The sequence below is a fragment of the Carnobacterium sp. genome (assembly GCF_049673005.1).
Lineage (GTDB): Bacteria > Bacillota > Bacilli > Lactobacillales > Carnobacteriaceae > Carnobacterium_A.
Genome location: NZ_JBATXB010000021.1, coordinates 1 through 15,288, shown reverse-complemented (window position 1 = coordinate 15,288; position 15,288 = coordinate 1). Strand labels below are relative to the sequence as shown.

General features: G+C 35.2%; 15 protein-coding genes and 2 pseudogenes. 3 read left to right on the top strand and 14 right to left on the bottom strand.

Annotation, left to right across the window (positions count from 1 at the left end):
• A pseudogene (locus WBF61_RS02100) lies at positions 1–290 on the bottom strand (tryptophan--tRNA ligase); the annotation flags it as partial.
• 207 nt (positions 291–497) lie between these two features.
• Here WBF61_RS02100 and WBF61_RS02095 point away from each other — a divergent pair.
• The 3 genes from WBF61_RS02095 (at position 498) to WBF61_RS02085 (ending at position 3,297) form a co-directional block, all read left to right on the top strand.
• The gene (locus tag WBF61_RS02095; protein WP_424253490.1) at positions 498–1,319 is read left to right on the top strand and encodes an aldo/keto reductase; all 822 of its coding nucleotides are present in this window, start codon (positions 498–500) and stop codon (positions 1,317–1,319) included.
• Positions 1,320–1,457: 138 nt separating this feature from the next.
• The gene (locus WBF61_RS02090; RefSeq protein ID WP_424253486.1) at positions 1,458–2,252 is read left to right on the top strand and encodes an ion transporter; all 795 of its coding nucleotides are present in this window, start codon (positions 1,458–1,460) and stop codon (positions 2,250–2,252) included.
• Positions 2,253–2,313: 61 nt separating this feature from the next.
• Positions 2,314–3,297, top strand: coding sequence for a hypothetical protein (locus WBF61_RS02085; protein ID WP_424253484.1), 984 nt, complete (start codon positions 2,314–2,316; stop codon positions 3,295–3,297).
• A 104-nt stretch (positions 3,298–3,401) separates the two neighbouring features.
• Here WBF61_RS02085 and WBF61_RS02080 read toward each other — a convergent pair whose 3' ends face one another.
• The 13 genes and pseudogenes from WBF61_RS02080 to WBF61_RS02020 all read right to left on the bottom strand — a co-directional run.
• Complete coding sequence (locus WBF61_RS02080; protein WP_424253482.1) at positions 3,402–4,418, bottom strand: sugar kinase; 1,017 nt, start codon at positions 4,416–4,418, stop codon at positions 3,402–3,404.
• A gap of 18 nt (positions 4,419–4,436) precedes the next feature.
• Positions 4,437–5,177 carry a 2-dehydro-3-deoxy-phosphogluconate aldolase gene (gene dagF, locus WBF61_RS02075; RefSeq protein WP_424253488.1) on the bottom strand — a complete coding sequence of 247 codons (741 nt, stop codon included), beginning with the start codon at positions 5,175–5,177 and terminating at the stop codon, positions 4,437–4,439.
• A gap of 30 nt (positions 5,178–5,207) precedes the next feature.
• A pseudogene (locus tag WBF61_RS02070) lies at positions 5,208–6,293 on the bottom strand (DgaE family pyridoxal phosphate-dependent ammonia lyase); the annotation flags it as partial.
• A gap of 1 nt (position 6,294) precedes the next feature.
• The gene (locus tag WBF61_RS02065; RefSeq protein WP_424253480.1) at positions 6,295–7,410 is read right to left on the bottom strand and encodes an amidohydrolase/deacetylase family metallohydrolase; all 1,116 of its coding nucleotides are present in this window, start codon (positions 7,408–7,410) and stop codon (positions 6,295–6,297) included.
• Between the two features lie 94 nt (positions 7,411–7,504).
• Positions 7,505–8,209: a GntR family transcriptional regulator gene (locus WBF61_RS02060; protein ID WP_424253479.1), complete on the bottom strand. Its 705-nt coding sequence runs from the start codon at positions 8,207–8,209 to the stop codon at positions 7,505–7,507.
• Between the two features lie 67 nt (positions 8,210–8,276).
• On the bottom strand, positions 8,277–8,942 hold the full coding sequence (locus tag WBF61_RS02055; RefSeq protein ID WP_424253477.1) for a DUF6320 domain-containing protein: 666 nt from the start codon (positions 8,940–8,942) through the stop codon (positions 8,277–8,279).
• Complete coding sequence (locus tag WBF61_RS02050) at positions 8,939–10,333, bottom strand: alcohol acetyltransferase (protein WP_424253475.1); 1,395 nt, start codon at positions 10,331–10,333, stop codon at positions 8,939–8,941. Before WBF61_RS02050 ends, WBF61_RS02055 begins: the two co-directional genes overlap by 4 nt.
• A 24-nt stretch (positions 10,334–10,357) precedes the next feature.
• Complete coding sequence (locus WBF61_RS02045; protein WP_424253473.1) at positions 10,358–11,284, bottom strand: alpha/beta hydrolase; 927 nt, start codon at positions 11,282–11,284, stop codon at positions 10,358–10,360.
• Positions 11,285–11,472: 188 nt separating this feature from the next.
• The gene (locus tag WBF61_RS02040; RefSeq protein WP_424253471.1) at positions 11,473–11,760 is read right to left on the bottom strand and encodes a hypothetical protein; all 288 of its coding nucleotides are present in this window, start codon (positions 11,758–11,760) and stop codon (positions 11,473–11,475) included.
• 142 nt (positions 11,761–11,902) lie between these two features.
• Positions 11,903–12,661, bottom strand: coding sequence for an ABC transporter permease (locus WBF61_RS02035; RefSeq protein ID WP_424253469.1), 759 nt, complete (start codon positions 12,659–12,661; stop codon positions 11,903–11,905).
• Complete coding sequence (locus WBF61_RS02030; RefSeq protein WP_424253467.1) at positions 12,645–13,310, bottom strand: ABC transporter ATP-binding protein; 666 nt, start codon at positions 13,308–13,310, stop codon at positions 12,645–12,647. The genes WBF61_RS02035 and WBF61_RS02030 overlap by 17 nt, the downstream gene beginning before the upstream one ends.
• Positions 13,311–13,523: 213 nt before the next feature.
• Positions 13,524–13,820: a rhodanese-like domain-containing protein gene (locus tag WBF61_RS02025; RefSeq protein ID WP_424253465.1), complete on the bottom strand. Its 297-nt coding sequence runs from the start codon at positions 13,818–13,820 to the stop codon at positions 13,524–13,526.
• A partial coding sequence (locus WBF61_RS02020) for an FAD-dependent oxidoreductase (protein ID WP_424253463.1) occupies positions 13,820–15,288 on the bottom strand: 1,469 nt, incomplete at its 5' end. The genes WBF61_RS02025 and WBF61_RS02020, both read right to left, overlap by 1 nt.

Sequence of the window (15,288 nt, the reverse complement as noted above, 5' to 3'; positions counted from 1 at the left end):
TAATACATCGTTAATTCCGCTAATTGAGGAATCTGAGATTGCACAAAAATAGTTGATTTAGCTGGATCTAATCCGACAGCTAAGTAGTCTAAAGAAACTTCAAGTAAGCTATCTTGTATTTTTTTTGTATCCTTTGCATTATCTGTTAAAGCTTGTTGATCCGCAATCATAATAAAATTTTTATTTCCTGCATCACTTTGTAACATGATTCTATTCTTCAAAGAACCAACATAATGGCCTAAATGAAGTTTACCCGTTGGTCTATCGCCTGTTAAAATTATTTTACTCATTTAATTATTCCTCACTTTTTAATAATATCGTATTGATTCTCTCATTCATCATAACACATTCTGAATCATTCTTAGCATCGATTTACACTATAATTTAGAAGTCCCCTTTCTTTTTAAACTCCTATTATTTTTATCCTTTCTTATTCTTTGGTATAATCAATTTATGAAAGCGTCAAACTTCAAAGATACCTACTAATAAGGAGGAAAATTTACGTGAATAAAAAAAATTTTACTTTTCATAACGGTGTTGACATTCCCTCTATCGGTTTTGGAACTTGGCAAATCCCGAATGAGGAAGCTTATGATGCTGTAACATTGGCATTAAAAAACGGCTACACTCTTATTGATACTGCCCAAGCTTATCATAACGAAGAAAACGTTGGAAAAGCTATCGAAGATTTTGACTTGCCTCGTGAATCTATTTTTCTTACAAGTAAATTGCCTGCAGACATTAAAGGATACGATGAAACACTAGAGGCCTTCAATAAAACTCTTACAAATTTAGGTATGGACTATGTCGATCTTTACCTTATCCATGCGCCTTGGCCATGGGATGAAGTCGGTAAAGACTGCACAAAAGAAAATATACAAACTTGGAAAGCAATGGAAAAATTATACACTGATGGAAAGATCCGTGCTATCGGCGTTTCTAACTTCTCAAAACAAGACATCCAAGCATTAATCGATGCCTGTGACATTGTACCAATGGCTAACCAAATCCCTTTCTATATTGGGCGAGATCAAAAAGAGCTGTTAGATTTTTGTAAAAAGAATAGTATTCTTGTCGAAGCATATTCACCGTTAGCAACAGGAGATATTTTAAACAGTCCAGAAATAATGGATATGGCTAAAAAGTATGGCGTCACAACGGCCCAATTATCTATTCGTTATTGTTTAGAAAAAGATACCTTACCTTTACCAAAATCAACTCATGAAAGCCGTATCATCGAGAATAGTCAACTCGACTTTACTCTTTCTCCAGAAGACGTTAAAAAATTAGACGCTATGAAAGATGTACGCGATAAGTAAACACTCTTTATAAATGAAGGAAGAAAAAGTTAACGTAAGAGACTTTTTCTTCCTTTCTTTTTAGTTTAGTCTGAATCGTATCATCTACTCAATAGGAACAACTACATTACATACATTTATTGAAAAAGAGGTTTTAATATGAAGAAAAAAAGAATCTTTGAAATCATTCAAATTGGACGAGATACAGATATCATTAGTCGTACCTTTGACTTTACCATTGTTTTAGCTATTTTATTAAATCTAGGGATAGCTATTTTCTCTACTTTCGATCGTTCTTATTCCTACACTGGATTAATACACAGCATTGAAATCATTTCTGTTGGTATATTTGCCTTTGAGTACGGATTGAGAGTTTGGACCGCTAATTACCTTTATCCTAGTCTTTCAAAAAGAAAAGCTCGATTGACTTATATTTTTTCTTTTACTGGACTAATTGATCTCTTGTCCTTCTTCCCTTTCTTTTTGCCTTTCTTTTTTCCGAACGGAACCATTGCATTTCGAACGTTTCGAATCATTCGAATCTTGCGACTTTTCCAGATCAACAGCTACTATGACTCTTTGAATATCATCACAGATGTCTTAAAGAGTAAACGTCAACAATTATTTTCATCTGTTTTCATTGTGTTGATTTTAATGACTGCTGCTTCTCTATTTATGTACAGTCTCGAACACGATGCTCAACCAGATGTTTTCACAAATGCCTTTTCTGCTTTTTGGAGGGCTTCTTCTTCTTTATTAACAGTAGGGTATGGAGACATTTACCCCATTACAACCGGTGGAAAACTATTCGGTATGATTATTACTTTTTTAGGCGTTGGAATGGTCGCTATACCAACCGGTATTTTATCTGCAGGATTCGTTGAACAATTAACCGTCATACAAGATAAAGACCATGGTGCCTATTGTCCTCATTGCGGTGAAAAGCTCAGATAATTTTAGTTTTTTTTAAAAAGATCATTTATTTGTCTACTTGCTACAGAAAGGAGTTCAAATCATGTCTATCCTACTGCATTACGTCAATGCCGTTTTCGAACAAAAGCCTAACACACCAGAAATGATTAAATTAAAGCAAGACATGTTGTTAAATATGGAAAAACACTACACGACATTATTAGCCGAAAACTTTACTGAGCAAGAAGCACTTGCTCGTGTTTTAGCTGAATATGGTCAAATAGAGGACTATTTAGGCAAAGAAACATACTTTATTGAAGAGTTAACATCCGAAGAACATATTCTGAACTGGTCAAAAAGTGAGGTTGAAGAATTTAAAACTCATCGTTCTAGGTTTAGTTTAGCCATCGCGCTAGGCGTTTCCCTTATACTATTCGCGCCAGCCCTCTCTTTATTTGTTCAAGAACTCTCTTCCTATTTGCCCCTTCTCTCTTCTTTACAGTCCAATCAGCTTATTCTTGTATCTCTAATTCCTTTATTTATTTTAATTTCCACAGCCGTTGGCCTTTTTATTATTTTTGGAATCAAAGAACAGTCATTCGGTGTAGAGGGTAAAATCATTTTACTGGATCCTTCTACGCGTTCTAATTTAATGCAAGAAATGAATGAATTTAAGCATTCATTCGCAAAAGGCATTACAACAGGCGTTCTATTTTGTTTTGCGGGACTTATCTTTCTGCTGTTCCCATTGATCTTATTCGAATCAGAACGGTTTTGGCCGCTTATCTTTTTACTCAGTTTCGTTTCTGCTGGTGTTTTTCTTCTTGTTTTTTTTGGTATTACTCACTCAACCTACAATAAAATCCTTTCTATAGGCGACTATACACCACAAAGAGTTGCCAGTGAACGGATGACCACTAAAGTAGCCAATATTATTTTTCCGCTTGCAGCAGGGATTTATGTTATTTCAGGTTTATTGTTTAACACCTGGTCGCCCGGATGGATGATTTTTCCAATCTTAGGAATTAGTTTCGGAATATTCGCAGCTATTGCTGAAAATTCAAATCTTTTCTTTCCAAAAAAATAAAGAGTATACAAAAGACGTTGAGGAATAATATCCTCAACGTCTTTTGTATCCGACTTTTTAGTTTATTGAATAAAAAATGACCCGAACGTAAAACTCACTTTGGTTTACCTCAAAAGATTGTTTTGGTTTCCATTCATATGCCCTTCAACTAGTTTCTTATTGACTACTGGCGTATCTCCATAAGTAGTGTGCGCCAATACCGCATTAGAAATAGCAAACCTTAGTGTCTGTTCCGCTGACCATTTCTCGATAAACCCTGTAATAATGCCTGAAGCAAAAGCATCTCCTGTTCCAATCCTATCCAAAATAGACAGTTCATGTCCATCACTAGTCAAAAATCCTTCCTTTTTACTTCGTATAAATCCTGTTAACCGTTGCTTTTCGTTTTCATAGTCACGGATAGTCCCTGAAAAAAAAGTAAGATCGTATCTCTCTAAAAACAATTGACTAAGTGCTCTTAGGTCTTCAATTAAATTAGTCGATTCTTCCTCTAAAGTAAAATCTAGTAACTCTGTTAAATCTCGTATTCCTCCGAAAACAATATCACAATAAGGGAGTATTTTTTCATAGTGCTCTTTCACCCAATAATGATCTTTTTCATTGCTTATACTAGGACGATAATTAAAATCAAAACAAACCGTTTTATTTAATTGCGACGCTTTTTTTGCAATATAATGCGTAGTCTCTCTGACAGATTCACTAAGCATCAACGAAATCCCACAAAGGTGAATGATATCTGCGTCTAAAATGGCTTTATCTAGGTTAAAATTTCTTTTGTGACTTTTCGAAAAAGAGCTTTCTGACCGATTAAGGTACGTTACTTCTGCAGGACGTCCTCCATAACCCATCTCTAAGAAATAGAGGCCGATATGATTTCCTTTATACACTACATGTGTATCTATTACGTTTAATTTACGCATATAACTTGAAGCTGCTCTTCCTACCTGGTTGTCTGGTAAACTAGTCATTACTGTTGAATCATAGCCAAAACGAGATAAATTACTAGCTATATTCAAACCCGTTCCACTAAAACTTAAATCGACCGAATCTGTTTGCTCAATTAATTTATAATGAGGCGGAGTTAAGCGCATCATTACTTCTCCAAAAGCTAGTATATTCATAGCAATCCCCTACTCTATTTATAATCCCACTTTTTTCATTATAGAATATAGCACTTCTATATCTTTTGGGTTAGTATCTCCCGTTTCATGATCAATAATTGAACTATAAACGTGTGGAATAATCTTTTTCACTCCTGCATCACTAGCTATTTGGAGTATTTCTTCAAAATTTTCTAAATCAATTCCACCAGTAGGTTCAAGAATAAAATCATTTTCAGCACAGGCTTTTGCCACTGCTAGATACGCTTCTTTATATTTCAGTCCATCCATAGGATAAAATTTCACTGAACTTCCACCCATATCTTTTAACATCGCGATAGCTGTTTCAATCGGGACTTCTGCTTTAGTCGTTTGACTACTTAAAGGACCTGTAGAAATTAAGACCGTTCCCACTTTATTAGTAGGCGACACCAATCCGTTTACAATTGTTTGTTCCTGATTCAGTAAAGCTCTAGTCTTACCTACCCCTGTAAAGACTTGGTTGACATGTTGAGGTTGAAGTTCGCTAGAAATCCGACTTACCATTTCGCTTTGGTTGGGGTCACCAGCTCCAAGACCAATGGACAAAGCATTTCCTACAGCTTCTTGGTATATCTTCATCTCTTCAATAGCTGCTTGATCCGTTTCATAATTTTTTGAGAGAATACCTAAGACGATATGTCCTTGTGCTGCATCGTAACATTCTTTCGCGTTCTCAATTGAGTTTGCTAGAACATTTAAGCAGATTTTGTTTCCTAAAAATTTTGGCGTTTTAGTCATTTTTTCTCCTTTCTTAGATAAAGTAATGCTTTCTTTTACTCTTTTAGCTATTACTGCAAGTTCTAATTCTGTTACAGCTCGAATATCAAATTCAATAATGCCATTATTCATTTCGTATTCTCGTGTATAAATAGCTGGATTTCCTTGTTTTAGTTTTTCAACTAGTTCTTTAGCCGTCAAAGGCACAGCATCATCAATGAGTAATTTAGCTCTAAAAATATTTCTACCCGCTTTATCTTGTGCTACACAACACGTTAATCCAGAAATAGCATTTAGTTCATTGATAAATGGATTGAGTCTTGCTTTCATATTTTCAGGTGTCTCAGCTTCTTTGGTAAGATAGTTTTCGATTGCTGTCGTTAAACCTAGAATCGATTCTTTCCCAATTTTCATTGCTCGACCTATTCCTTTGCTTTGCAATCGCACCCAGTCTATCAACTCCGACTTACCAATCACAATTCCTGAACTAGGACCCTCAAGAGCTTTTGCTCCGCTATAAATAACTAAATCAATTCCCATTGAGACGTAAGAAAATAACTCTTCTTCTGCCGCAGCATCTAAAATTAGCGGAATCTGATGTTTCTTAGCTAGCTGAAGCACTTCTTCAATTGAAAGCATACTTTTTTGAACACAATGGTGACTTTTTACATAAAAAATGGCGGCCGTTTCTTGGGTAATCATTGATTCAATATGCTGGCAAGTACACATGTTGGCATAGCCTGCTTCCTTAACTTTTCCACCACCTAGCTCTATCATTGTTTCTACGGGAGTACCGTAATCTACGTTATGCCCTTTTGGAAGGATAATCTCACGTTTGGTTATCTTGTCTGTGTAAGGATGGGTTAACAGATAAGAACTCCCTCTGCCTATAATGGCTGAAACAGATTGGGCAATCCCAGCTGATGCGGAAGAAACAATCGTACTGTCTTCTGCTCCGATTAAACGTGCAATATACTGTCCCGTTTTTTTAACCAAGTCTTCCATTTCAAAAAAATGCTGTAAGCCAAATTCACCTGCATCACTAACCTCTTGAGAAGCCGTCGACACGCCCAGAATACTCATCTTTCCACTTGCGTTTATCACTTCTTTTAACCCATACTTTTTATAATAATCCATTCTAACCAGCTCCTAACGTATACTCAATGCCACCAACTACCGTGCGTAAAGGGGTCACTACCTGTTGAGTTTTTCTAGTATTTCCATTTGAATCTATTAACTCTTTTTCCTTGTTTTCTATTTTAAAAATAGTCAGATCTGCATCGTAACCAATTTTCAGTTCTCCTTTTAATGGTAAATTAAAGGCTCTTGCAGGATTAGTAGTTGCCATTGGTATCATTTCACTTAATGAATAACCTAAGTAAAGCATCTTTTCCATAACTGTTGGAAAATTATAGACGGGACCCTGTTCTCTATTCCGATGGTAAATATCTGTACTTATAATAGGACAAGGCAACTTTTCTCTTTTTGCTTGTTCTGCTGTATTAAAATTAAAACTATCCGTTCCATGACCAATATCAAATAAAATTCCTTTATGATACCCTTCCCACACAAATTCATGGATTTTTCCTTTCTTATTTAGAATTCCATTCGGTTTCCCGTTGTAACAGTGCGTTAAAATATCTCCTTTTTCCATAATAGAAAGGATCCTGTCTAAATTGGGAGGTGCCGAACCAATATGAACCATTAAAGGCAGATTGGAATTCTTTTTTTGAATAGATTTAGCCAATTCTAATGGTCTAATTCCATTATCCCCAATGACCGTTTTGCTCATTCTAGCTTTAATCCCTACTACAAAGTCAGGGTAGTTCGCTATCACATCAGACACTAATTTTTCTTGTATGTTTTCTAGATTGGATAACTCATTTTGATGAACGATTCCAGTTTTAGAAATATTCACTAAAGCAAACACGTTTGTCTTAGCTTGAATGGCTAATTGATAAAAATCTGAAATGGTGTCTGCTCCTGTTGAACCGGCATCAATGACCGTTGTCACACCCTGTTTGTATCCGATTGTGTCTGGCGAATCATAATACAACGTTAATTTTTCATAGCAATGCGTGTGCCCATCTATCCAACCGGCTGAAATGTAGCCCTTATTTTTTAAATCAATTGTTTTAATGGCTGTCTTTACTTCTAATTTTTTTTCTAAAGCAACTATTTTACCATTAAGAATACCTATTTCTATTCTATCTCCGGCTACAGTTCTGCCATTTTTTATATAGAGATCAAACATACCATTCCTCCTTTATTTCCCATCACAAAGAACATAACATTATAATGTTTAAATGTAAACGATATCCCTTCACTATCGTTGGCGTTCTTCTTGTTTATACTTCATAATTAATTGAATAGGGGTGTTTTGTTGTGTCATAACTTCCATAAGAAACTTCTATTATTTCGTTCTTTGTGCTAATCGTCTTTCTAACTCTTCTTAATAAATGAGTTTGATTCGTAGCTAACTTCTCCCTCACTGACTCTTTCACTTCTGTTGCTTCAAAGCTGTCTTCAAACCGACTAACGTTCTTATCAAATTCAGCTAACCATTTATATAAAGAAATTTTTTCTATTCTTTTCAATACCTCAATGCTTCCGAGTACAGGAAGAAAGTGTTCGAAATAACTATAAGGCTCATCATTTAAATAGTAAATCCTCGTAACTTTATAGGCCTTATGTTTAAATGTTTGACGTATCCGTTCATCTTCATTAATCGTTTGTACTTCTTGAATAGATAAAATTTCTTTTCGTAATGTGTTGCCATTCATTTCTAAAATACTCGAAAATGAAGTAGCTTTAGACAATTTATTAAAGAGACGGTCACTGATTACTTTAGTCCCTAATCCACTCTTTTTTTCAACATATCCATCCATTGAAACAATCTCAATGGCTTTTCGGATAGTTATTTTACTAACCTGGTATTTTTCTTCAAGCTCATTCTCAGTAGGCATTAATTCTCCTACTTTATACACTCCATTCAAAATATTCTTACGAATATCTTCAGCTATATCTACATAAAGAAGATTCTTTCTTCTCATTATTTCCCTCCTTTTTGATTCATTCTTAATTCTAAAAAGATAATGAATACATCCTGTTTACTGCATTTTAAATCTGCATACGCTTCTCCCATTCATGAACGATAACTTTTCTATGAGAAACAAAAAGGACAACAAACATGATTGCACTGATAGCTACTGATAACCAAGATAAAATCGGATTTGTCGTCCAGTTAAAGAAAAGAAAGACGGCAGGGAAAAAACCTAAAATAACGACAATTAACAGATAAAGAATATAATCTCCTACTTCTGGAAAAATCAGTTTCACTGAAATAGTTAAGGCTAAATCTGCAAAAATACAGATAATTGGAATAACATAAGTCGTTGACCACCCATTCCACTCGAGTAAGTAATCTAAATAAATACTAATTATAGAAACAATAACCATCAAATAAAGAATACTTTTAGCAATGTTTCTTCTTTTTCTGATCACTGTATAAACAACTGTCCATAAACTTAGTATCGCAAGCACAGCTAATTTTAATCCTTGGCTTTGATCTAACCAAATCTCTTCTATTCCAATAAATAAAAATCCCGTTAGAAGTGTAAAAAAGGTTAATAAACGTAGAACTTTTTTTCTATTGAATCGTAAAGGAATAGCTGGATAAGGATTTGATGTCCCTTTTTCATTTGATGGATTAAGAGACTGGCCACATAAAGGACAGTTTTTCCAATCGCCTTCAATATCCGCACAACAGGATGTACAATACTTCATAACGGTTCATCCTCCAATTCCTCACTTGTTACTTGATTAACGGCAACACTAACCGATAGGCCTTCTTCACTCAGCGAGCGCACAAATTCTTTTTGGATTGACGTATCGATAAAGGGCGAAGTAAAACTAATCGTCAGTTTGTCTTCAAAACTAACCATACAAAACTGAGGTCGAACAGCTGCTGTTTTAAAATAGATTTGCTGAATATGCGTACTAATGGGATGAGGGAAAACCATCTTTCCTAAATTAGACATGGCCACCGTAACTTTTCGATTGTTTTGTCGATTGATTAATTTCAAGACAACATCTTTAATCGGTCGTAAGGTCACTCGAGCTATTGGGTGATATTCTGCTTTAATTAATTTACTCAATCGCTGCCCAAGTTTATCGGGTTCTAAGTGTTGCTGCAACTGATCACTCAAGTTATGACAAAGGTGATTAAAATCATCTTCTTCCCCATAGGTATACTCTAGTAAAACCGTACTAAAAAAATTGCGTGCAGAGTTTGACTGATAAAACTGACGTAAATTTACAGGTACAGAAATAGCAATCGTGTCCGTTTGTTTAAAATCTGGTTCTGCTTTTCTAATCGAATCAAAAAATAAAGCGATCAAATAAATCGTTAAAGAAACATTTTCCTTTTTAGCTAACTGGATTGTTTCTTTTAAAGGCATACTCACATCCACTATTCGCGGCCGATTGTCAGGTGTCTTTTTACTTCTAATTTGGTAAACCCGTTTTTTATTGGACTCTATTTTTATAGACGAACCCAACCAATTAGATGTTTTCTTCCCATATCTCAGAACTACTTTACCCGCACGTTTACTTGTTTCAATAACTGAAAAAAAAGCTGAACTAGCAACATGGCTAAAGTTCGTTTCATCCTGTTGACGAAAATGTTTATTAAAACTATCATCTAGCTGTTGTTCCAACTGAATGAGTGTCTTATCCCATTTATTTTCGGCTATCTCATGGTGCCGTAAAAAAACATACTCTTTAATGAGGTCTTCAAAAAACCACATAGCTCCTACTCCATCTGATAATACATGAAAAACTTCTAAATGAATGCGATTCCCTTGATAAATCACTCTAAATAAAAGTTCTTTCTGGTCAAAATGATAGAGTTGAGTAAAAGGAGGGGCTATTTCTGCTGTAACTTTTGGCTTAATCTCACTCATCACTAGATAATACCAAAAGACTCCTCTTCTTAAAACACTATGGTATAGCAAGTATTGGTCGTACGTTTTATCCAATGCTTGTTGCAGTAACTTAGAGTCAACAAGATCAGTCATTTCTGCTGTTAAACGAAAAACTTTTGTATCTCTGTTTGTCATTGCTGCTAAAAAAATATTAGAGGCATTATCCAGTCTTACCCACGTTTTCCGTTTCATCTTGTCTCCTCCTTTTTCATTAATTTACTTGCTTGTTAGGAATTCATTTATTTCTTCGTAAGCTTCTACTACTAGTTTAGATAGTTTGGGATACGTAATAAAACCGTGGACACTTTCTTTAACACGATGAATACGCACTGTATTCCCAGCTTCTCTTAGTGCCATTCCATAGGCTTCACCTTCATCACGCAAAGGATCATTTTCGGAGGTTAATATTAATGTATCGGGTTGATTGCTAAGATCGTCTGCCATCAAAGGAGCAATATAAGGACTTTTTCGCTCGGCAGTGTTTGGCTGGTACAACTCCATATATTCACTAACTTTTTTTGCCGTTAGTCCATAATCTTTGCCTTTAGTACGGATAGATTCAAAAGGAGAGTTGATTGTATGATCCCAAAAGGTAACTGGATAAAGTAAGATTTGTTTTTTAGGGTAGTCTTTACGCTTATCTCTTAATAATAAAGAAACCGCTGCTGCTAAGTTTCCGCCAGCTGAATCGCCAATAAGCGTTAATTGAGAAGCATCCGTTAGCCCAATTAACGACAAATTATCTAACATCGCGTCTGCTACACGGTAACAATCTTCTAATCCTGCTGGGTAAGGATGTTCTGGTGCTAAGCGGTAATCTACTGAATAGACCGTTCTCCCAGTGAAATCAGCCATGTTCATACAAGGCTTGGTGTACGTATTAATGTCTCCTATTACCCAACCACCGCCATGAAAAAATAACAAAACATCGTCAGATTTCTTTTCCGCTGGCTGAAAAATACGTACCGGAATATCATGACTTCTATCTGCTGAATAAATTTTCCGATCTAATATTCGATAGTTTGCTCGTATGGGTTTTCTTGAAAAAAACTGTTGCACTTTACGAATCCAAAGGTAATCTTCTTCCATATTTATTTTAGGGGATGACAGTAATTTTAAAGCCAGTTTAACGAAAGGTTTCATTTTTTTCACCTCTTATCTACTTTTTTAATAAGTCTACTTATTCTGTTTACTATTTTCTCAGTTCTCTATTATTATACCGTCTTTTTACTCACTTAACTAGCACGCCTAATGAGTACCTTATTTTTTCAGACAATTAAAAAAGTTCACTGCACTAGTCGTGTCAATGAACTTTACTTTATTTTATACCATCAGAGAAATTCCGGTAAGATAATAAAAAATAGCGTCGTTAAACTATAGAGTACAAAAGCCCAGATGATCATATTCGTTAGATTTAACGTTTTCCATTTATTTCCAGTTAACTTTTGAACGGTTACGACGACCATGCCGATGGTTATGATTCCTACAGCTAACTCCCTAAAAGAAAAAAAGATAGTCCAATAATTAGATGTTGTTGTTATTTGAGCTCTTGGTAAAATAAAGTAAATAAAAATAGCTAAATAACTACTTCCAACTAAATGATCTTTAGTTTTACTCATATCTATCCCCTCTTTTTTCACCATTCTTTTCATCTTGATTGTAATTGATGGCGCTTTCTTTGTCAATTATAATTAGACTACTCATTCATCTATCCTTCCACAAAAAAATCAGTGCACATTTAATGCGCACTAATTTATTCATTTATCCAATTAATTGTTTTCGTTCATTATAAAAATTCTTGTAGGCCATATAACTCGCCAAAACTGATGCAATACTTGTTGTGGAAAGCAACATAAAAGTAACCATAATTTGATATTTTATGGCATGAGTCGGATCGACTCCTGCAAACATTAAACCAGACATCATTCCAGGCAAGCTAACCAACCCAACCGTTTTGGCTGAATCAATTGTTGGAGACATACCGGCTTTTATGCTATCTCTCACAATTGAGATTGACGCTTGCTTTAAGTCAGCACCTAAAGCTAGTTTTTCTAAAATTTGTTGCCTTTGATCCGCAAATTTACTGTTTAAATTTCGATAACAAATGCCAATGGCAATCATTGAATTGCTCGCAATCATACCCGTAATAGGAACAATCTGAGATGGTTTAAAAACAAGTGAACCCGATAATAGCAATAGAGCTAGTGTTAATGCAGTTGCTGTTAAGATGGCAATAAACGAAATCTTAAAGGCATTGGGTAAACCTTGACTTCTCTTCCCAGCATTATAAGACGCATTAAAAATAATGACCAATACCATTGAAAAGGTAACAATGATATTATCTAATTTGAAAACATAACCCAAGACATAACCCACAACAAATAACTGGATAACGGCTCTTATAACACCTATAATAATATCTTTTCCTAAATCTAATTTTTCTCGATAGACTATTGCTAAGGCCACTAAAACTAATCCCATAGCAAAGATCAAGGATGTATTGTTAATTCTCAAGTCCATCTTTTTCTTCCACCTCCCCATTAACAATTTTGATTACTCGATCTGATTCTGTAACTTCACTAACATTATGAGTCACCCATAATACCGTAACCTGTTTTTCCCGATTCATTTCTTGAACAAAGCGGCCAATTGCTTGTTTGTTTTCCTCATCCAATGCGCTAGTGACTTCATCTAATAAAAGGACTTCAGGTAAGAAGAGGACATTGCGAATCAAAGCAACTCGTTGTTTTTCTCCACCGGATAAATCATTTATCTGTTTTGTTAAGTACGTTTCATTTAATCCCACTTTAGTTAAATAATGACTAGCTTTTTCATAATCAAATGCTTCTTGCCTGATTTCATATGGAAAAAGCAGATTATCCTGAACTGTTTTTCCAAACAGTACAGCTGTTTGAAAACAATAAGATACTTCTTTACGATAAGCGATCGGATCATATTCGTCAATCTTCTTCCCTTTGTAGTTGATTTCTCCCGAAGTTTGAGATAACATTGACGCGATTATTTTAAGTAAGGTACTTTTACCACTTCCTGAAGGCCCAGTGATGGTTACAAAATCTCCTTTAGCAATAGAAAAAGTTGCATTATTTATGATTAATTTATCTGCCACTTTATAACTTAGATGGTTTAACTCAATGATTGGTTCATGCATCTTTATTCTCCTTTTTTTCACTATCTTCTTTATAAAAAAAACAAAAGAGTTGCTCTTTTTTTAAAGAGCAACTCTTATTATAACAAGGATTAAAGCAAAGAGACAATTGAATTTGACGCATTGCATTATATTATAGGTGTTTTCAAAGCAGGTTTTAATCTTTCTTATAATAAAGCTTACTCTTTCAGTTTTAGTTAACCGCCGTGTTATTCTTTAAACAACATCGCCTTTCCAAGCAGAGATTCCGCCCATCACATTTGTAACACTAAATCCTTCTTTTGCTAAATGTTGACAAGCCATTGCCGAGCGGCCTCCTGAATGACACATAACAAAATACTCTTTATCTTTTTCCAACTGATTTAGTGCAGCTGGAAATCCGCTTAATGGCAAATGAATGGCTCCTTCAACGTGACCGTTGTTCCACTCGTCTAGTTCACGCACGTCAATTAACGGACGTTTTGTTTTTTTCCACTCTTGCTCGAATTCTGGCATTGAAATTGATTGATACATTACTTTACCACCTTATCTGAATGTACTACTGAATAAAGAGCAAATGCTCCATCTAGATTTTTAACAGTGTATCCATTTTGTTTTAAAATTCGTTCTGCAATATAGCTTCGCAACCCACTTTGACAACTAACGATAATTGGTTGTTCTTTTGGTAATTCGATTAATCGTTCACGTAGATCATCTAAAGGAATGTTCGTTGCATCTTTTAACTGACCATTATTTTCTAGTTCACTTGCTGTTCGAACGTCTAGCAACAACCAACCTTCTTCTTGCTTAGATTCTAGTTCATGCCACTGAATAGATTCAGATAAACCTTCCATCATATTCGTTGCTGCATAACCTGCCATGTTTACAGGATCTTTAGCTGAACCAAAGGGTGGTGCATAAGTGAGTTCTAATTCTGGCAAGTCTTCGACAGTTAACCCGCCTTTAATAGCTGTTGCAATAATATCAATTCTTTTATCTACGCCATCTTCACCAATAGACTGTGCTCCATAAATTTTTCCATTAGTAGCATTGAATAGAAGTTTTAATAAAATCGTACTGGCATTTGGATAATAACCCGCATGATTTTTCCCTTGAACGTGGACCGTTTCATACTCTAAACCAGATTGTTGCAGTTGACGCTCATTTAAGCCTGTTGATGCAGCTACTACGTCAAATACACGCACAATTGCTGTACCGATACTGCCTTTGTTTTTTCTTTCTAAACCACTAATAACATCTGCAACTTGTCTACCTTGACGGTTAGCAGGTGAAGCTAAAGCAATCATCGTGTCTTCACCAGTAATTTGTTGTTTAACAATGATGGCATCCCCAACAGCATAAATATCTTTGACACTTGTTTCATACGTTGAATCCACAACAATTCCGCCACGGATACCTGTTTCAATATTCGCTGTTTTCGCAACCGTTGTCTCCGGAATAACCCCAACAGACATTAACGTTAAATCACTTTTTAACTCTTCTCCATTTTCTAATACAACTATTTTGCCTTTTTCTTTGAAAGCACTAGCAGCAAGATTAGTGTGCAAGTTAACACCATTTCTTTCTAATTCTTTTGTTAAATAGGCAGCCATTTCTTCATCAAAAGGAGGCAATACATGAGGGGCTTTTTCAATAATCGTTACATGAATCCCACGATTAACCAAGCTTTCTGCCATTTCTAAACCGATAAATCCAGCTCCAATAACAACCGCTTTTTTAGGGTTAAGTTTTTCTACATGATTCATTATTTTATCTACATCTGGTACCGAACGTAAAGTGAAAATATTCTCTGCCTCAGCTAAACCTTCAGCAGGTGGTACAAATGGTTTAGAACCTGGAGAAAGAATTAACTTATCATAAGATAATTTATACGTTCCTTCTTCAGATTTCACTTCTACTTCTTTTTTATCTGAATCAATAGTCACAGCTTCACTATTGGGACGAACATCCAACGCAAAACGAGCATGCAATTGTTCCGGTG